General features: G+C 61.5%; 14 protein-coding genes. 5 read left to right on the top strand and 9 right to left on the bottom strand.

The genetic code is table 11. The features are described from left to right. Window position 1: 1 nt before the first annotated feature. Window positions 2-853 carry a flagellar motor stator protein MotA gene (motA, locus tag AC3I65_RS02100; protein ID WP_047227299.1) on the bottom strand — a complete coding sequence of 284 codons (852 nt, stop codon included), beginning with the start codon at window positions 851-853 and terminating at the stop codon, window positions 2-4. 166 nt (window positions 854-1,019) lie between these two features. Between motA and AC3I65_RS02095 the strand changes: the two genes are divergently transcribed. The 4 genes from AC3I65_RS02095 to AC3I65_RS02080 all read left to right on the top strand — a co-directional run bounded on the left by AC3I65_RS02095 (window position 1,020) and on the right by AC3I65_RS02080 (window position 6,252). Beyond that, on the top strand, window positions 1,020-2,558 hold the full coding sequence (locus tag AC3I65_RS02095) for an HDOD domain-containing protein (RefSeq protein WP_454865207.1): 1,539 nt from the start codon (window positions 1,020-1,022) through the stop codon (window positions 2,556-2,558). A 42-nt stretch (window positions 2,559-2,600) separates the two neighbouring features. Beyond that, on the top strand, window positions 2,601-3,416 hold the full coding sequence (rhdA, locus tag AC3I65_RS02090; protein WP_047227297.1) for a thiosulfate sulfurtransferase: 816 nt from the start codon (window positions 2,601-2,603) through the stop codon (window positions 3,414-3,416). A gap of 19 nt (window positions 3,417-3,435) precedes the next feature. After that, entirely contained in the window at window positions 3,436-4,296 is an 861-nt protein-coding gene (asd, locus tag AC3I65_RS02085) for an archaetidylserine decarboxylase (protein WP_488523427.1), read from the top strand. 195 nt (window positions 4,297-4,491) lie between these two features. Further along, window positions 4,492-6,252: a hypothetical protein gene (locus AC3I65_RS02080; RefSeq protein WP_047227295.1), complete on the top strand. Its 1,761-nt coding sequence runs from the start codon at window positions 4,492-4,494 to the stop codon at window positions 6,250-6,252. A gap of 92 nt (window positions 6,253-6,344) precedes the next feature. Here the strand turns inward: AC3I65_RS02080 and serB are convergent, their stop codons facing one another. Next, the gene (gene serB, locus AC3I65_RS02075) at window positions 6,345-7,559 is read right to left on the bottom strand and encodes a phosphoserine phosphatase SerB (protein WP_076382904.1); all 1,215 of its coding nucleotides are present in this window, start codon (window positions 7,557-7,559) and stop codon (window positions 6,345-6,347) included. A 133-nt stretch (window positions 7,560-7,692) separates the two neighbouring features. On the opposite strand from serB, the gene AC3I65_RS02070 reads away from it, so the two are divergent. Continuing rightward, window positions 7,693-9,207, top strand: coding sequence for an AhpA/YtjB family protein (locus AC3I65_RS02070; protein WP_305467213.1), 1,515 nt, complete (start codon window positions 7,693-7,695; stop codon window positions 9,205-9,207). Between the two features lie 237 nt (window positions 9,208-9,444). Here the strand turns inward: AC3I65_RS02070 and AC3I65_RS02065 are convergent, their stop codons facing one another. The 7 genes from AC3I65_RS02065 to AC3I65_RS02035 form a co-directional block, all read right to left on the bottom strand. Then, a complete protein-coding gene (locus AC3I65_RS02065; protein WP_047227292.1) occupies window positions 9,445-10,149 on the bottom strand; it encodes a PqiC family protein in 705 nt (234 codons plus the stop codon). 179 nt (window positions 10,150-10,328) lie between these two features. Then, the gene (parC, locus tag AC3I65_RS02060; RefSeq protein ID WP_047227291.1) at window positions 10,329-12,593 is read right to left on the bottom strand and encodes a DNA topoisomerase IV subunit A; all 2,265 of its coding nucleotides are present in this window, start codon (window positions 12,591-12,593) and stop codon (window positions 10,329-10,331) included. Window positions 12,594-12,603: 10 nt separating this feature from the next. Further along, a complete protein-coding gene (locus AC3I65_RS02055) occupies window positions 12,604-13,125 on the bottom strand; it encodes a retropepsin-like aspartic protease family protein (protein ID WP_076382906.1) in 522 nt (173 codons plus the stop codon). Next, window positions 13,122-14,108 (bottom strand): esterase-like activity of phytase family protein, encoded by a 987-nt coding sequence (locus AC3I65_RS02050; protein ID WP_047227289.1) that lies wholly within the window; start codon window positions 14,106-14,108, stop codon window positions 13,122-13,124. The genes AC3I65_RS02055 and AC3I65_RS02050 overlap by 4 nt, the downstream gene beginning before the upstream one ends. Next, a complete protein-coding gene (gene parE, locus AC3I65_RS02045; RefSeq protein ID WP_047227288.1) occupies window positions 14,108-16,012 on the bottom strand; it encodes a DNA topoisomerase IV subunit B in 1,905 nt (634 codons plus the stop codon). Before parE ends, AC3I65_RS02050 begins: the two co-directional genes overlap by 1 nt. 41 nt (window positions 16,013-16,053) lie before the next feature. Continuing rightward, the gene (locus AC3I65_RS02040; protein ID WP_047227287.1) at window positions 16,054-16,662 is read right to left on the bottom strand and encodes a YqiA/YcfP family alpha/beta fold hydrolase; all 609 of its coding nucleotides are present in this window, start codon (window positions 16,660-16,662) and stop codon (window positions 16,054-16,056) included. 854 nt (window positions 16,663-17,516) lie between these two features. Further along, window positions 17,517-17,894, bottom strand: a complete 378-nt coding sequence (locus AC3I65_RS02035) for a DUF6124 family protein (protein ID WP_488523426.1) — start codon at window positions 17,892-17,894, stop codon at window positions 17,517-17,519. Between the last annotated feature and the right edge of the window lie 115 nt (window positions 17,895-18,009).

The raw sequence follows: 18,009 nt of genomic DNA, 5'->3' as shown, positions 1-18,009 counted from the left end.
CTTAGCGACCGCGAACCGCTTGTTCTAACTCGGCGAAGCTTGGACGGTGCGCCGGGTACAGGACCTTGCGACCGAACTCCACAGCCAGCGATGGAGGCATGCCCGAAGCCGAGGCCACGAGCGATGCCTTGATGGCTTCGTAGACATTGAGTTCTTCCTTGGCGTCGTGGGCCAGGGAATGGGCCAACGGGCCAAAGAAGCCATACGCGGCGAGAATACCGAAGAAGGTACCTACCAGTGCCGCACCTACGTGCAGGCCGATAGATGCCTGGTCGCCTTCGCCCAGGGAGGCCATGGTCACCACGATGCCCAATACCGCCGCGACGATACCGAAACCCGGCATGCCGTCGGCGATGCCGTTGACCGCGTGAGACGGGTGCTCCAGGTCTTCCTTGAGGCTGTACAGTTCCATGTCGAACAGGCCTTCGAGCTCATGGGGAGCCATGTTGCCGGACGACATGATGCGCAGGTAATCACAGACGAACGCCGTCATGCGCTCATCCTTGAGCACCGTGGGGTACTTGGCGAAGATCGGGCTGGACGCTGCGTCTTCGATATCCCCTTCGATCGCCATCATGCCTTCGCGGCGGCTCTTGTTGAGGATCTCGTAGATCAGCCCCAGCACCTCAAGGTAGAAAGTGTGGCTGAAACGCGAGCCGAACATGCTCAAGGACTTCTTGAGCACGTGCATCGTCATGTAGCCGGGGTTGGCTTGCAGGAATGCGCCAAGGGCCGCGCCGCCGATGATCAAGACCTCAAAGGGCTGGACCAGGGCGGCAATCTTGCCATGGGAGAGCACGTATCCGCCCAGAACGCTCGCGAACACGACAATGATGCCGATAATTTTAGCCATAGATAGAAAGTACTTATTTAAGTCGGGTTCAAGGTCATATTCGGAAGCTGAAAAATCTCTTCTTCTACTTATCGGCAAAACTGCGCCAGACTATAGCCAGTTCAGGCGAAAAGCCAATTTGCCCCGTTCCGGGCGTAGATACTCCCTATGATGATCGCGTCCAGCCATGGCTAATGAAACGAAGGTTCCAACTCCACGACCGAACACGCTCGAAGGCTGGGTCAAGCTGCTCGAGGGCGTCCATCTGCCAGTGCCGCAAGCCAGTCATGACCTGGTCTGCAAAGCCATTGCCGACAGCCGCCGCTCACTGCGCGACATTGCCGAGCTGATCCAGGACAGCCCCGCCCTGGCGCTGAGCGTCATTCGTGAAGCCAACCATCACACCCATGGCAACTTTGCCGAACCGGCAGAAAATCTCGAAGTGGCCATCAACCGCCTCGGCCTCAAGCGCACCGAAGAACTGCTTGCCCGACTGCCCTCGTTGCCGGAACAGCAAATCCCCCTCGCGCTGCGCCAACTGCAATTGATCAGCCAGCACGCAACGCAACAGGCCAATGGTTTTTTTGCCAGCCGCCTGGCGCGGCTATGGCAAGACATCCACTGGGGCAGCCTGCTGTTTCTGTCACCGCTCTGGCCGCTGGCCCTGACTCATCCGGGATTGCTGGGCGAGTGGGAATTGCGGGTTGTCCATAAAGGCCAGTCAGCGAGCAAAGTGGAGCGCGAGTTGTTCGGCGTCAGCCTGCTGAAAATCTGCCTGGCGCTGGTAGAGACCTGGCGCCTGCCGGTCTGGGTGGCTCAGGGCTACCGCCTGCTGCTCAACGAACGCCGCGAGCTGGTGAAAGTGCTGCGCATCGCCCGGGACAGTGAACACCCGCTGCGCCAGCAGAATCGCCTGGACGATGACCCGACCCTGCGGCGCTGGCTCAATCAGCCAGCCAACACAGTGCTGCTAGCCAACGGCCTGGCCCTTTCAGCGCAACAGGCGTGGGACGGCCCTCACAGCACCCGCTGGCAATATCTGACAAGTTTGTATCTGCAGATGTCCATGGATGAGGTCCAGCAGCAATTGCACCAGCAAGCCGTCATCAGTGCCCGCCACAACACCATGCCGGACCTCTGGCATCCGGCTGTGGCGTTGATCTGGCCCTGGGGCAGCCGACGCGTCCACCCGGGGCTGCTGCCGGCCGCCCCGCCCAGCGCCGAAGACCTGACCCAGTGGCGCAAGCAATGCGCCGAATTGCTGCTGGAACCGAGCCCGTTCAGCAACGCCATGCACCTGACCACCTCGGCACGGGACGCCTTGGTGGCCTGCGGCATGCGGCGGGTGATGATTCTGATGGCCGACCGCAGCCAGACCAGCTTGCGCGTGCATCAGATCGCCGGCCTGCCCAAAGAAGCGGCGGCCATGAGTTTTTCCATCAGCCAAAGCAAAGTGTTGCAACGGTTGCAGGCCCAGCAGGCCCAGGTTCGCCTGAACCCGGACAACAACGCTCAGTTTTCGGCGTTGCTGCCGCCGGGCCTGCGCAGCCTGTTTCGCGGCGAACACCTGCTGCTGCGTTCACTGACCTGCAACGGCCGGGTGATCATGCTGGTGGCGGTGGACCAGGGCGGCGGGCCCTTCTCGGACGTGACGGTGCAAGCCTTCGGTAAAACCGTGCAGTGTATCGAACGCGCCTTGCACAGCTTTACCAACCGCGGTCGCTGATCTTGATACAATCTTTTCCCTTTGCGCCCCTGGAGACCTCACATGCCTGACTTCTCTGGCTTGCCGCTGGTAATCGAGCCGAGCGACCTGCTGTCGCGCCTCGACGCCCGCGAACTGATTCTGGTGGACCTGACCAGCGCCGCCCGCTATAGCACCGGGCACATCCCTGGCGCACGCTTCGTCGACCCCAAGCGCACCCAACTGGGCCAGCCCCCGGCACCAGGCCTGTTGCCAGCAAAAGCCGACCTCGAGGCGCTGTTCGGCGAACTGGGGCACAACCCGAATGCGGTCTACGTGGTCTATGACGATGAAGGCGGTGGCTGGGCCGGGCGCTTTATCTGGCTGCTGGATGTGATCGGCCATTCGAACTACCACTACCTCGACGGTGGTTTGCTGTCGTGGCTGGACGAAGGCCTGCCGGTGTCCACTGAAGTGCCGCCGCCCGCCACAGGCCCGGTGAGCCTGACCCTGCACGATGAACCCACCGCCACCCGCGAATACCTGCAAAGCCGCCTCGGTGCCGCTGACCTGGCGATCTGGGACGCACGCGGGCCGCTGGAATATTCCGGCGAGAAAGTCGTCGCAGCCAGGGGCGGACATATTCCCGGCGCGATCAACTTCGAATGGACCGCCGGCATGGATCAGGCACGCAACCTGCGCATCCGCAGCGACATGCCGCAGATCCTCGAACAGTTGGGCATCACGCCTGACAAAGAAATCATCACCCATTGCCAGACCCACCACCGCTCTGGCTTCACCTATCTGGTGGCCAAGGCGCTCGGTTATCCGCGAGTCAAAGGCTATGCCGGCTCCTGGGGCGAATGGGGCAACCACCCTGATACCCCCATCGAGCTCTGAAGGTTCTTAAGGACAGTTAATGAAAAACCGCTTGTTCATCCTCAGCCAATACCTGCTACCCCACCACCTGCTGTCTCGGCTGGCCGGCTGCATTGCCGAATGCCGCGTGCGCTGGTTCAAGAATGCCTTCACCCAATGGTTCGCCAAACGTTATCAGGTGGACATGTCCCAGGCGCTGGTCGAAGACCTTACGGCCTACGAGCACTTCAATGCGTTCTTCACCCGAGCGCTGAAAGAAGGCGCCCGCCCGCTGGACCAGACTCCGGGAGCGATCCTCAGCCCCGCCGACGGTGCCGTCAGCCAACTCGGTCCCATCGAGCACGGCCGGGTATTCCAAGCCAAGGGCCACAGCTTCAGCGTGCTGGAACTGCTGGGCGGCGATGCAGCCAACGCAGCGCCGTTCATGGGCGGCGATTTCGCCACCATCTACCTGTCGCCCAAGGACTATCACCGCGTGCACATGCCACTGGCCGGCACCCTGCGGGAAATGGTCTACATCCCGGGACGGATTTTCTCGGTGAACCAGACCACCGCCGAAAACGTTCCGGAACTGTTCGCCCGTAACGAGCGCGTGGCGTGCATTTTCGACACCGAGCGCGGGCCGATGGCCGTGGTGCTGGTGGGCGCGATGATCGTTGCCTCCATCGAAACCGTCTGGGCCGGCCTGGTGACGCCACCCAAGCGCGAACTGAAAACCTTCCGTTACGACGAAGCCGCCCGGGCGCCGATCCACCTGGAGAAAGGCGCCGAGCTGGGCCGCTTCAAACTGGGATCGACCGCCATCGTGCTGTTCGGCCCGAATCAGGTGCAATGGGTCGAAGACCTGGTGGCCGGTTCGCCGGTGCAGATGGGCCAGGGGTTGGCATTGCCAAAAGCCTGATTCACGCCCTTGGAAGCCGGCTTGTGGGAGCAAGGCTTGCCCGCGATGAACGATAACGCAGTCTGAAACAAAGACCGCGGCGCCTGCATCGCGAGCAAGCTTGGCTTCCACAGCACATCCAGCGCGGCGCGCTTCTCTGTCAGCTGCTAGAGTTGGGAACATCCCTTTCATTTCCCGCCGGAGCCCATCCACGGCATGAATGAGACCAGCCCTCTCCAGCTTTCGCGCGTTCTGACACCGACCCAGTCGCGCCTGTCGTTCTGCGACGCCACGCCGCGCGACCTCAAGCGCTGGATCGCCAACCTGCCCAAGGCCAATATCGGCGAAACCGCACGCCTGTTGTACCAGGCCATCGGCGAACTCAACCAACTGATCACCCCCAGCGATAATCGCCTGCAACTGCTCGAATTGTTGCGGCCCGAGGTGTATTACGTCTGCAAACACCTGGAGCGGCATTTTTTGCAACAGGCCATCGTTCTGGATGAGCGCTCGCGCAAGATCGTCAACCTGTGCCAGGCCCTGCAAACCCAATTGGCCATGGGTTACAAACAGATCGTCGCGCGCATCTCGCCGAAATACTCCAAGGACCGCGCCCGGCTGCTGAGCACCGCGCTGCAACGCGCGATGCATGCCCTGGACGGCACGCTGCTGCGTATCAGCCAGTTGTATAGCCCGGTACCCGAAGGGCTGTGGCTCGATTTGCATCAGTTGTACCGAATCGCCTGCCACCATCGGCTGCAACACCTCAGCGTCAGCGATGAACTGGCCAGCCAGGTGCACCAGTTGAATGTCGAGCAAACCTACGTGGTCGCCCTGCTGCTGGGCACCTCACGCAGCAATCAACTGCGCCAGGGCCAGATTGCGCGACTCGTCGAGGTGCTCGAATCCTGGAGTCAGAAGGTCACGCTGGACCCGGCCACCACCGCCACGAGCCTGTTCGCCGTTGCACCGCAACTGGATATCGGGCCGCGCTATCGCTCCAAGTTCAGGGCCGAGCAACAGCCCAGCCTGCTGGGTTTCGATCCGCAGCCGCTGGTGCGCGCCATTGCCACTCATCTGGAGCAACCCGACGATCACACCTTGCCCGTGCCTGGCGCAATGAACGCCGACACCTTGCATCACCTGCAAGCGGCCTGGGGCGAAGCGGTCGAACGCAGCTTCCAGCGCACGGAGGGCAACGGCACGCTGACGCTCTGCGTGGGCATGAGCGCTTTGCACTATTACCTGGGCGGCGAGCGCTCTTTCAGCGAAATCCTCAAGGACTCTGCAACGCGCAAGGCCCGGTTCGAGGCCACACCGACCAAGACCAACGACACCTGGAGCCAGGCTTTCGACGCAGCTGCGGCCGGTGACAGTGATCTGTTGCCCTATGAAGAAATCGAGTACCCGGTCAATCCAGCCGATGACGACGGCGCCAGCTCCGACAACCAGCACCACTTCGCGACCTACGACCTGCCCATCATCAATCACAGCCCCGGAGGTTACTGCCTCGGCTGGCCGAAGGAGGTGCCTGAGCAACTGCAGGCCGGGGAAATGGTCGGCATTCGCGACACTAACGATCAAGCCTGGAGCATCGCCGTGGTGCGCTGGATCAGGCAAGTGCGCAATGGCGCCATGCAAATGGGTATCGAGCTGGTCGCGCCTCATGCCCAGCCTTGCGGGCTGCAACTGGTACGAGAGAAGGATGAGCATGGTCACTACCTGCGAGGGCTGCTGCTGCCTGAGATCAGCGCCATTGATCTGCCTCCCACCATGATCGCGCCCCGTCTGCCTTTCCAGGAAGGCCAGCAAGTGCTGATCAACACCAACGGCCAGGAACGCCGCGCCAGCCTGGACCGACGGGTGACCAGCACGCACAGCTTCAACCAGTTTGCTTATCGACAGGAAGACTCAGCGACCACCGGAGATGGCCACGACAATGAAGGGGATTTTGATTCGTTGTGGAAGTCGCTTTAGACCGCCAATACATAACCCTTTGTGAAGAGAGAGCTCTCTGTGGGAGCAAAACTTGCTCCCACAGATAAATCCCCTTGCCACAGGAGATTGAGTCAGAGCTGCCCGTCGCGATCCCTGAAGCCCAGCAGATACAACACCCCATCCAACCCCAGGGTTGAGATCGCCTGCCGGGCCGACTGCTTGACCAGCGGCTTGGCCCGGAACGCCACGCCCAGACCGGCGATCGCCAGCATTGGCAGGTCATTGGCGCCGTCGCCGACGGCGATGGTCTGTTCCAGGCGCAGGCCTTCCTTCTCGGCCAGTTCGCGCAACAGATCCGCCTTGCGCTGGGCATCGACGATCGGCTCGACGGCCACGCCCGTGACCTTGCCATCCACGACTTCCAGTTCATTGGCGAACACGTAGTCGATGCCGAGTTTGGCCTGCAACTGCTTGGCAAAGTAGGTGAAGCCCCCGGACAGGATCGCGGTCTTGTAGCCCAGACGCTTGAGTTCGGCGAACAGGGTTTCGGCGCCTTCGGTCAGGCGCAAGGAAGCGCCGATGGAGTCCAGCACGCTGACGTCCAGCCCCTTGAGTAGCGCCAGGCGCTCCTTGAAGCTAGCGCGAAAATCCAACTCGCCGGCCATGGCTCGCTCAGTGATGGCCGACACCTTGTCGCCCACGCCGGCGGCCTTGGCCAGTTCGTCGATGACTTCGGCTTCAATCAGCGTCGAATCCATGTCGAATACCGCCAGGCGACGGTTGCGGCGGAACAGCGAGTCTTCCTGGAACGCGATGTCGACATTCAACTCCTGGGCCACGCTGAGGAACTCGGCACGCAGCGCCTGGGGATCGGCCGGCTCGCCGCGCACGGAGAATTCGATGCAGCCCTTGCCCTTGTCATCCGGCGTATCCAGCGGCATGCGCCCGGACAAACGGTCGATGTGGTCGATGTTCAGGTCGTATTTGGCAGTGATCGAACTGACCCGCTGCAATTGCTCGGCGGTAACCTTGCGGGTCAACAGGGTCACGATGTGACGCTTCTTGCCCTGGCCATTGACCCAATGCTGGTAATCGGCTTCGGACACCGGGGTGAAACGCACCTGTTGGTCGAGCTTGTAGGCGGTGAACAGGATGTCCTTGAGCACCGACTTGCTTTGCTCGGCGTCCGGGATTTCAACCAGGATGCCGAACGACAGTGTGTCGTGAATCACCGCCTGACCAATGTCGAGAATGTTCACACCACCCTGGGCCAGAACGCCGGTAATGGCCGCAGTCAGACCCGGACGGTCACTGCCAGTGATGTTTATCAGGACGATTTCGCGCAAGGCGCACCCCCGCAGGTGGAAAAAAACCGCATTCTACCCACTTTCAGTGACCATCGGGCACCGTCGGTGCTTTGCCGGTCATGGGCCTGTCGCTATACTGCGCGTCAATTTCACGGACAAAGAGCCGAGCTCAGTGAACCGGCCCACGCCAGTCAAAACCGACAATTTCTTTCTGCTGATCTTCCGTGCACTGCGCCACCGTCGCGTGCCGATTGCATTGCGCATTGCCAGCCATAACGTGATCCTGGTCGCCCTGGCCCTGGTGATCTATGCCTGCGTGATGGGCCTGCAGTTCAAGCAGGCAATGCACGAACAGGCCGACGCCCTGGGCGAGAGCCTGACCACGCAGACCGCCACGTCCGCCACCGAGCTACTGGTGTCCAACGACATCCTCAGCCTCAACGTGCTGCTCAACAACCTCACCAAAAACAAACTGGTGGCCCACGCCGCCATTTATAGCGTGGACAACCGCATCCTCGCCGAAGCCGGCCAGCGTCCCAAGCCGGGCCTGCTGGGCGAATCCGGCGGCATGTACCAGAGCAGGATCACTTTCCAGGACGTGACCGCCGGGCAACTGCGCATCAGCCTGGACATGGACCAGTTCCAGCAGCCGATGACCATCAGCCTGCAAAGCATGGGCATCCTCAGCGCGATATTGCTGGCGCTGGCGCTGGCCTTGAGCTTGCGCCTGGGACGGCACATCTCTACGCCATTGCTGCAACTGCGGGTCTGGCTGCGGGATATCGACGAGCACACCCCAGCGACCCAGCGCCAGGACGAAATTGGCGATCTGGCTCGGCAACTGCACGCCAGCTTCGCCCCGGAACCTGCCCCCGTGCCGGAGCCTGAAGACATCGACTACAGTGACGACGAAGCCGAACCAGGTTTCGAAGTGCGTAACCTGCGGGACCCGGACTTCGATGAAAGCCAACCTCTACCCGCCTCCAGGCCCGGGCCACGCCGGGTGGTCCGCACGGTAGAGGACGATGAAGACGACGATGCTTTCGCCGACCTGCGTGACGACTCAATCGCCGATGAGCCGCAATCGGTCGCCAGACCCGTCGCCTCGGACCTGCCCCAACACAGTGCCGTGCTGGCCGTGCAACTGGGCGCCCAGGACCAACTGCGCCGGCTGCCCCAGGCGCGTCTGAAGGAACTGCTTGAGCGTTACCGCGACTGCCTCGATCAAGCCGCATCGCTGTATCAGGGCCAACTGCACACCCTGAACGATGGCAGCACGCTGATGCTGTTCCACACCGAGGACAGCGGTGATGACTACCTCACCAACGCCATTTGCTGCGGTGAGTTGCTCAGAGCCCTGGGACACCAGTTGCAGATCGAAGTCGCCGACAGCGGCATCACCCTGCAATTGCAGTTGGGCCTGACCTTGGGTGACGGGCTGTTCGGCCTGAGCCAGATCGACCTGCTGCTGACCGAAACCGCCCAGGACGCCCTGGCCCTGTCGCAACACAGCCGCAACCTGCTGCTGGTGGAGCGCAAGATCAACGACGACGCCCTGATCCGCCAGCGCGCCCGCATCCGCCCTATCGCCAGCCCGGAAGGCGCATGCTGCGTCGAGCGACTGATGGAGCCTTATCCGTCGATGCTGGAGCGACAACTGGCGCGGATGCATGAGCGTCAGGCCTGAGCCTCAACACCTGAAATGACGAAGCCCGCAGATGAGTGATTGTCTGCGGGCTTTTTTGTGGCCTTCGCCTACCTCATCGCGAGCAAGCTCGCTCCCACAGGGACCTCTGCTAGCCACAGATCCAGTGTGGGAGCGAGCCTGCTCGCGATGAGGCCGGCATAGACACCCGAGACTGCACCCCACAGAAACAACAAAGCCCGCATCAACGCGGGCTTTGTTTTGCATCCAGTTCAACCATCAGAACCTGAACACTTCCATGTCCGTACGGATCGGCAAGGCCATTGGAATCTTGTCCTTTTCCTTCTCGACCTTTTTGGTCGCTGCAGGAGCAGATTTGCGCGGCACCTCTGCGACAGGCGGCTGGTTGGCCAAAGGCTTGAGCGCCACGGACAGTTGCTCGGCCAGACGTTGCAGCAGCACGCCCTGAGCCTGGACCTGCGCCGCGGTACCGCCGGCATGTTGCTCCTGCAGATGAATGATCCGGTTCTCGCGAACCTTTCCGCGACGATCGATCAGGCGCCACTGGGCATCCAGTACCGCCGGTTGCGATTCGCCCGAATCCAGCCGGGTAATCGACAGCAAGACCTGAACATCCGGGGTAAAGCCCTGGGTGGCCGGCGCGAGTACTACGCGCTGGCTGTCCAGATGCCCGGCGACCTGACGCAGCAACAGCTGGTCAATGTCCGACGACAGGCTGCCGGCCCAACGACCGTCGGTGGCGGCCTGCAGGCTGCCGTCCGGTTGGCGTTGCAATAGGGTTTCACGTTGCAGGTAATCGGCAATCAATACCGGGCCCAGTAATACCGCCATGCCTGCGCTTTGTGCAGGCTGGGCCGGGTTTCCGCTGTCGAGTTGATACAGCGACACTGGCTGATTGACGCTACAGCCCGCCAGGCCAAGCAGGCCGGCGAGCCACAAAATAGGAAGGCGCAGAGCAGTCATCGTCCCGTCCAGGTGGCGGCCACAAGGCTTACCACAGTGAAAAAATACTCGGTCAATATGAAGAACGCTCGGCCACGCCGGCGCTTGAAAGGGCCTATCATCCGTGAATATGCGCTCCGACTCCAGCGCGAAAGTGCCGATCTGCGGCTTTTAATCGCAGACCGAGCGCTCTAGCACGCTTAATTGAGGTTTTCGACGAGCAGTGCATCGACCCGCTGAAACCCTCTCGGAAGCTTGTTGCCCCGCCGACCGCGTTCACCTTTGTAGTGTTCAAGATCGTCTGCCTTCAACGAAAGCGTACGCTTTCCAGCCTGCAGCACAAGCGTGGCGCCTTCCGGCAACACTGCAATATCCGTGACATATTCCTCACGACTTGCCACCCGTTCGCCGGAAATACCGATGATCTTGTTGCCTTTACCTTTACCCAACTGTGGCAAGTCACTGATTTTGAAGACCAGCAACCGACCTTCGGTCGTCACCGATGCCAGCCAGTTGTTCTCACGATCGGACACAGGTCGCGGCGCTATGACCTTGGCGTTATTCGGCAGGCTCAACAACGCCTTGCCCGCCTTGTTCTTGGCTTGCAGGTCCTCACCCTTGACGACAAACCCGTAGCCGGCGTCCGACGCAATAACGTACAGCCCGTCATCATCAGGCATCAGCACGCATTCAAAAGTTGCACCCGGTGGAGGAGTTAATCGACCGGTCAGTGGCTCGCCCTGTCCGCGAGCCGATGGCAGGGTATGCGCCGGCACCGAATAACTGCGTCCGGTGGAGTCGACGAACACCGCAAACTGGTTGGAACGCCCGGCCGCCAGGGCCTTGAAGCCATCCCCGGCCTTGTAGGAAAGCCCCGTCGCGTCAATATCATGACCTTTGGCAGAGCGTACCCAACCTTTTTCTGACAGCACGACAGTCACTTTCTCGTTCGGCAGCAGATCGTGCTCACTCAGCGCCTTGGCTTCGGCGCGCTCGACGATAGGCGAGCGACGGTCGTCGCCGTAGGTTTCGGCGTCCTTGAGCAGTTCGGTGCGCACCAGCTTCTTGAGCTTGGCTTCGCTGCCCAGCAAGGCTTGCAGCTTGGCCTGCTCCTTGAGCAGTTCATCCTGCTCGGCCCGCAGCTTCATCTCTTCCAGCCGCGCCAGTTGCCGCAGGCGGGTATCGAGAATGTAGTCGGCCTGGATTTCGCTCAAGGCGAAACGCTCGATCAGGCTGGCCTTGGGGTGCTCCTCGGTACGGATGATATGAATCACTTCATCCAGGTTGAGGTAGGCAATCAGCAAACCGTCCAACAGGTGCAGGCGACGTTCGACCTTGTCCAGGCGAAATTGCAGGCGCCGGCGCACGGTCTTGACCCGGAACTCCAGCCATTCCACCAGCAGCGCCCGCAGGTTTTTCAGCTGTGGCTTGCCGTCCAGACCGATGATGTTGATGTTGACCCGGTAGCTGGACTCAAGATCGGTACTGGCAAACAGGTGCTGCATCAGCGCGTCATGATCAACCCGACTGTTGACCGGAATAATCACGATCCGGCAGGGGTTCTCGTGGTCGGATTCGTCGCGCAGGTCAGCGACTTGCGGTGCTTTCGACGGTTTTGCCTGCATCATCGCGGCAATCTGTTCCAGCACCTTGGCCCCGGAAACCTGGTGCGGCAGGGCGGTGACGATGATGTCGCCATCTTCGATGTGGTACACCGCGCGCATACGCACCGAACCGCGACCGGTTTCGTAGATCTTCAGCAGGTCGGCGCGCGGGGTGATGATTTCCGCTTCGGTTGGGTAGTCCGGGCCCTGAATGTGTTCGCAGAGCTGCTCCACCGTGGCTTTGGGCTCGTCCAGCAAGCGCACGCACGCGGTGGCCACTTCCCGCAGGTTGTGGGGCGGCACATCGGTGGCCATGCCCACGGCGATACCGGTGGTGCCATTGAGCAGGATGTTCGGCAACCGCGCCGGCAACACCAAGGGTTCGTCGAGGGTGCCGTCGAAGTTCGGCCCCCAGTCCGCGGTGCCCTGGCCCAGCTCGCTGAGCAGCACTTCGGAATAACGCGACAGCCGTGCCTCGGTGTAACGCATGGCAGCAAAAGACTTGGGATCGTCTGGCGCACCCCAGTTCCCCTGGCCGTCCACCAGGGTGTAGCGGTAGCTGAACGGCTGGGCCATCAGCACCATGGCTTCGTAGCAGGCCGAATCGCCGTGAGGATGGAACTTACCCAGCACGTCACCGACGGTACGCGCCGACTTCTTGTGCTTGGAATCGGCATCCAGCCCCAGCTCACTCATGGCGTAGATGATCCGCCGCTGAACCGGCTTGAGACCGTCGCCGATGTGCGGCAAGGCGCGGTCCATGATCACGTACATGGAGTAATTGAGGTAGGCATTTTCGGTGAAGTCAGCCAGCGACCGGCGCTCTACGCCGTCTAAGCTGTCTGCAAGAATATCGCTCATGCGGGCCTCATCAGTTCGTTGTCTGGCGCAGCAACATGGTGCCGCCGCGCTGGGTAAATTCAAGTTTGTTCAGGGCGCTCATGCCCAGCAGCACTTGCGTGCCGCCCAGGCCTGGCGCCACCAGGGCACGGACATCGCGCAATACGATGTCACCCAATTGCAAACGGTCGATACGGGTGCGATAACCCTCGCTCAAACCGTTGGCGGTGCTCAACGTCACACCGAAACCTTTTTCCAGCTTGAGGCGCGCAGCCAGCTCCTGCGGGATCGCCACGTCCGTGGCGCCGGTGTCGAGCATGAAGTCCACCGGTTGGCCGTTGATCTGGCCGCTGGCGACAAAATGCCCCTGTTTATTGCTGACCAGCTTCACCTCGATAAAACCTTCACCCTTTTGCGAATACACCTCGGTATTGGGATTCTGCGCACGCTGCTCCCACTGGGCAAAAAACCGCGTCGCCAGAAACAGCGCCGCGCACCAGGCCAGTATCATCAACACCCGGCCGGCGCGCTTGCCCGGCGGTTGCTGGCTCATGGCGTGGCGCCCCAACCACCGTCCGGCGCGGCAAAGCGCCAGATGATCGGCCGCTGTTCGCCGTCGGCCCGTGCCCCGTCGTTGTTATCCAGACCAACCCAGGCGCCCTCGGCATCCACCACCAGCGCTTCGGCCAAGCCGTAGTTCTGTGAATAACGACGGTTTTCCTGCAACGCCTCGGCGGCGAACGACCAGCAACGCTCCACTTGAGCGGTTTGCGAGTCACGCCGGCAAATCTGATAAGCGTTGCGCTCCAGGGTAAACAGCTTGCCGTCGAACAGTGACAGATCGGCGAAATCCCGTGATACCGCCCGGGCATTGAGAAACTGCTCAGGTTGCATCTGCTTCCCCGCTTCACTGAGCAACACGCAGTTGCCATCACACTCCCACACCGCTTGCTGACGCTTGATCAGCAACAACCCGCGACGCTCCCGCTCAGCGGCCAGCCATAGCTGATCACCGGCCGGATTGATCGCCAAGCCTTCAAACAACGCATTGAAATGCAGCAACATGCCGCTGGCCCGCGCCTGGCGGATCATCGCCGGTCCGATTTTCAACCAGGACGCGGCGCCCGTCGGCGACACCTGCAACACCGCGGCATGGGATTCACTGACCACGTAGCGATTGCCGGCACTGTCACAACTGATGCCTTCGAAATCCAGCTCGCCACCGCGCAGGTACGACGCAGCCCAGGTCCGCGATCTCAAACCCCACGGCAAACCGCTGTCCGGCACCGGCGGCACCTCGATTTCAACGGCTTCTGCCTGCCAGACCGGCGCATCAGAAGACTTGAGACGGTAGATCCGATCGTCATCGCGATCCGACACCGTCCACATTTCACCCCCGCACACGGCCAGCCCGGACAAGTTACCGCCACGCAAATCCTCGACGGCATGCTCGGACAGCAACTTCAACTGCGGTGCAGGACCTGCGACCACCACCCCCGCCCACAGCAACAACGCCAGGGCGAAACCGTTGCGCATCAGGCCAGCACCTCGGCCAGGTCCCCTTTGGATTCGAGCCAGGACTTGCGATCGCCAGCGCGTTTTTTCGCCAGCAGCATGTCCATCATTTCCGAGGTCGCTTCGAAATCATCCAGGGTCAACTGCACCAGGCGGCGCGTGTTCGGATCCATGGTGGTTTCGCGCAGTTGCGGCGGGTTCATCTCGCCAAGGCCCTTGAATCGGGTGACCTGCGGTTTGCCGCGTTTCTTTTCGGCCACCAAACGATCAAGAATGCCATCGCGCTCAGCCTCGTCCAGGGCGTAGTAGATCTCTTTGCCCAGGTCGATGCGGTACAGCGGCGGCATCGCCACGTAGACGTGACCGGCGTCCACCAGCGGGCGGAAATGCTGGACGAACAACGCGCAGAGCAACGTGGCGATGTGCAGACCGTCGGAGTCGGCGTCGGCGAGGATGCAGATCTTGCCGTAACGCAGTTGGCTCATGTCCGCGGCGCCCGGATCGACACCGATGGCCACGGCAATGTTATGCACTTCCTGGCTGGCCAGCACTTCGCTGCCGTCCACTTCCCAGGTGTTGAGGATCTTGCCGCGCAACGGCAGGATCGCCTGGAACTCTTTGTCCCGCGCCTGCTTGGCCGAACCGCCGGCGGAATCACCTTCCACCAAAAACAGCTCGGAACGCATCGGGTCCTGCCCGGCACAGTCAGCGAGCTTGCCGGGCAACGCCGGCCCCTGGGTGATGCGCTTGCGCTCGACCTTCTTGCTGGCCTTGAGGCGCCGGCCGGCGTTGTTGATCGCCAGTTCTGCCAGGGCCAAGCCGGTTTCCGGGTTAGCATTGAGCCACAGGCTGAACGCGTCCTTGACCACCCCGGAAACAAACGCCGCCGCTTCGCGGGACGACAGACGCTCTTTGGTCTGGCCGGAGAATTGCGGCTCCTGCATCTTCATCGACAATACGAAGGCAATGCGCTCCCAGACGTCTTCCGGCGCCAGCTTCACGCCACGGGGCAGCAGGTTGCGGAACTCGCAGAACTCGCGCATGGCGTCGAGCAAACCCTGGCGCAACCCGTTCACGTGGGTGCCGCCCTGAGCGGTGGGGATCAGGTTGACGTAGCTTTCCTGGACGCTTTCGCCGCCTTCGGGCAGCCACAACAGCGCCCAGTCCACCGCTTCCTTGTTCCCGGCCAGGCTGCCGCAGAATGGCTCGTCCGGCAGGCGTTCGAAACCGTTGACCGCGTCCACCAGGTAAGAACGCAGGCCGTCCTCATAATGCCACTCGACTTTCTCGCCGGTGGCCTTGTCCTCGAAACTGACCAGCAGCCCCGGACACAACACGGCCTTGGCCTTGAGCACGTGCTTGAGGCGGGTGACGGAGAATTTAGGCGAATCGAAATACTTCGGGTCCGGCGCAAAATACACGCTGGTCCCGGTGTTGCGCTTGCCGACGGTGCCGACCACTTCCAGTTCGGTGGCCTTGTAGCCATCGGCGAACGTCATCTGGTATTCGTTGCCGTCACGCTTGACCCGCACGCGGACCAGGGTCGACAAGGCGTTGACCACGGAAATACCTACCCCGTGCAAACCGCCGGAGAACTGGTAGTTCTTGTTGGAAAACTTGCCACCCGCATGGAGCTTGGTGAGGATCAACTCGACGCCGGATACGCCCTCTTCAGGGTGAATATCCACCGGCATACCGCGACCGTCGTCGCTGACTTCCAGCGAGTGATCGGCGTGCAGGATGACCTGCACCGAACGGGCGTGCCCGGCCAAGGCTTCGTCGACACTGTTGTCGATGACTTCCTGGGCAAGGTGGTTCGGCCGACTGGTGTCGGTGTACATGCCGGGGCGCTTGCGCACCGGGTCGAGGCCCGAGAGGACTTCGATGGCGTCTGCGTTATAAGAGCTAGCGCTGGGAGTGGCCATGGGGTCTCGTCGTCAGTGTTCAATGAAAAAGAGGCGATGGCTCACAGCGACGTGAAGTCGATCGCCTGGTACAAATCGGCGCCAATGCCGGCAAAACTCAACAGCGCCGGCAACTGCTGGGCAAACCCTTGAAAACTGTGGTCGCCGCCGGCCTGGATGCGCAAGGCACAGGCGCGGTAATACTGCTGGGCGTGGCGATAATCCAGCGTTTCGTCACCGGTTTGCAACCATACCTGATACCGCTGCGGATCCTGGGGCGCCGGCACTTCCAGTTCGGCCAGGGCCGTGACGTGGTCGTGGGTCAATTCCCAGGTTTCATCGGTGTACAAATTCTTCTGCGTGCCCAGGTAACCGTCGAACATCCGATGGGGGCTGACCGCAGGGTTGACCAGCAGGGCCTTGAGCCCGTGGCGCTCGGCCAAGTGAGTCGCATAGTAGCCGCCGAGCGAGCTGCCGACCAGCAGTGGGCGGCCCAGTTGTGCAATCGCCTGTTCCAGCTGACCGATGGCCTGGCGGGGGTGGTGATGCAAGGCGGGCACCTGTAGCTGGTCGCTGAGGCCGAGGCGTGCCATTACTTCGATCAACTGACTGGCCTTGGTCGACGCTGGGGCGCTGTTGAAGCCGTGGATGTAAAGGATCGAACCCGACATTGCCGACTCCCTGGGTGTTGGGCAAAGGGCGGAGTTTACAGGGAGATTGCGGTGATTGGGGGGGATTTGCCCGTGTTGTCGCCTCCTATGATCCGTCGATCACAGCACCTGTGGGAGCAAAGCTTGCTCGCGAGGCGGCTTTGTAGCCGATCTGTTTCTCCCGGTTGTACTTCGATCAAACTGTGGGAGCGAGCCTGCTCGCGATGGCGGTCTGATTGAGTACATATCCATTGCTGCGGTAACGGCTACTTATGGTTCCGCTCTTACAGCGGCTCACTTTTGAGAAGCCGGAATGCCGGCCCAGGCAAAAGTAAGCAAAACGCTTTTGCCCCACCACTCGGCACCTCGCCTAGGCTCGGTGTGCCCTCACTCCGGCATTGCTCCGTGGGCCCGCCGCGAAGGGCCATCCATGGCCCAGCGCGGCTATCCCGGCATCCATGCCGGGATGCCCACTCCACAATGCCTGCGTTCGGCCAGCGTGGTTAACGGGGCGCCCAAGATCAACGTCCACCGCGAGGCGGCCTGAGAGCCGACCTGGCTTAGGGTGATCGCGTTTCTCCTGTGGGAGCGAGCTTGCTCGCGATGGCGATGGGTCTGCTTGCATCAATACTGAATGTGCCGCTGCCATCGCGAGCAGGCTCGCTCCCACAGGGATTTGTGGTGAATGCGATACCTGAGAACAACTCGAAAAAAATGTGGGAGCGAGCTTGCTCGCGATGGCGGTGGACCAGCTTGCATCAGCGTTGGATGTACCACCATCTTCGCGAGCAAGCTCGCTCCCACAGTTGGATTGAAGTACTGCCACCGGAGACAGGTCGGCGATAAGTGCTCCCACACAATGCTTCCGCTCGGCGCTAGCGCGGATCGACGATATCCAACGCCCGGTTCGCCAACAATTCACTGAGTTCGATCATCTGCTGGACTCCCAGGGCGAAATGCCGACGCGAGCCTTCCAGGTCGAAGGTCAGGTCGCCGAGCATGGCGTTGGCGGAGGCCAGGGTTTCGCTGAGGTTGGCTAGGAGGGTTTCGGTGTCTGCGCTCTCCGCGACGGAGAACAATGGACCTGAGGGTTGTTTCTTCTTGGGTTGGGGGTTGGGGGTTGGGGGTTGGGGCTTGGGGTCGAGGTAATGGTCGATGGCCCGCTTGGCGGCTTCATCGAGTTTTTGGGGATCGAGACCGGCGTGGGGTGATGAGGGATCAGTTTCGGGGGGATTGGGTGTGGCTTTGAACATAGGGTGACACTCCGTTTACTGGTTGGAGCTACCACGTTCGTTTCCAAGCGAGGGGGTGGCAGCCGTACGCAGGTTGGAAAACCGGGGTAAACGAGCCCGACAGACCCGAAGGTCT

This window comes from Pseudomonas sp. N-1-13 (genome assembly GCF_057787095.1).
This window is presented reverse-complemented; position numbering and strand designations above follow the sequence as displayed.

Excerpts from the sequence above, each read along its gene's own strand:
- motA (WP_047227299.1), bottom strand. The coding sequence starts at position 853 with ATGGCTAAAATTATCGGCATCATTGTCGTGTTCGCGAGCGTTCTGGGC.
- AC3I65_RS02095 (WP_454865207.1), top strand. The coding sequence starts at position 1,020 with ATGGCTAATGAAACGAAGGTTCCAACTCCACGACCGAACACGCTCGAA.
- rhdA (WP_047227297.1), top strand. The coding sequence starts at position 2,601 with ATGCCTGACTTCTCTGGCTTGCCGCTGGTAATCGAGCCGAGCGACCTG.
- asd (WP_488523427.1), top strand. The coding sequence starts at position 3,436 with ATGAAAAACCGCTTGTTCATCCTCAGCCAATACCTGCTACCCCACCAC.
- AC3I65_RS02080 (WP_047227295.1), top strand. The coding sequence starts at position 4,492 with ATGAATGAGACCAGCCCTCTCCAGCTTTCGCGCGTTCTGACACCGACC.
- AC3I65_RS02065 (WP_047227292.1), bottom strand. The coding sequence starts at position 10,149 with ATGACTGCTCTGCGCCTTCCTATTTTGTGGCTCGCCGGCCTGCTTGGC.
- parC (WP_047227291.1), bottom strand. The coding sequence starts at position 12,593 with ATGAGCGATATTCTTGCAGACAGCTTAGACGGCGTAGAGCGCCGGTCG.
- AC3I65_RS02055 (WP_076382906.1), bottom strand. The coding sequence starts at position 13,125 with ATGAGCCAGCAACCGCCGGGCAAGCGCGCCGGCCGGGTGTTGATGATA.
- AC3I65_RS02050 (WP_047227289.1), bottom strand. The coding sequence starts at position 14,108 with ATGCGCAACGGTTTCGCCCTGGCGTTGTTGCTGTGGGCGGGGGTGGTG.
- parE (WP_047227288.1), bottom strand. The coding sequence starts at position 16,012 with ATGGCCACTCCCAGCGCTAGCTCTTATAACGCAGACGCCATCGAAGTC.
- AC3I65_RS02040 (WP_047227287.1), bottom strand. The coding sequence starts at position 16,662 with ATGTCGGGTTCGATCCTTTACATCCACGGCTTCAACAGCGCCCCAGCG.
- AC3I65_RS02035 (WP_488523426.1), bottom strand. The coding sequence starts at position 17,894 with ATGTTCAAAGCCACACCCAATCCCCCCGAAACTGATCCCTCATCACCC.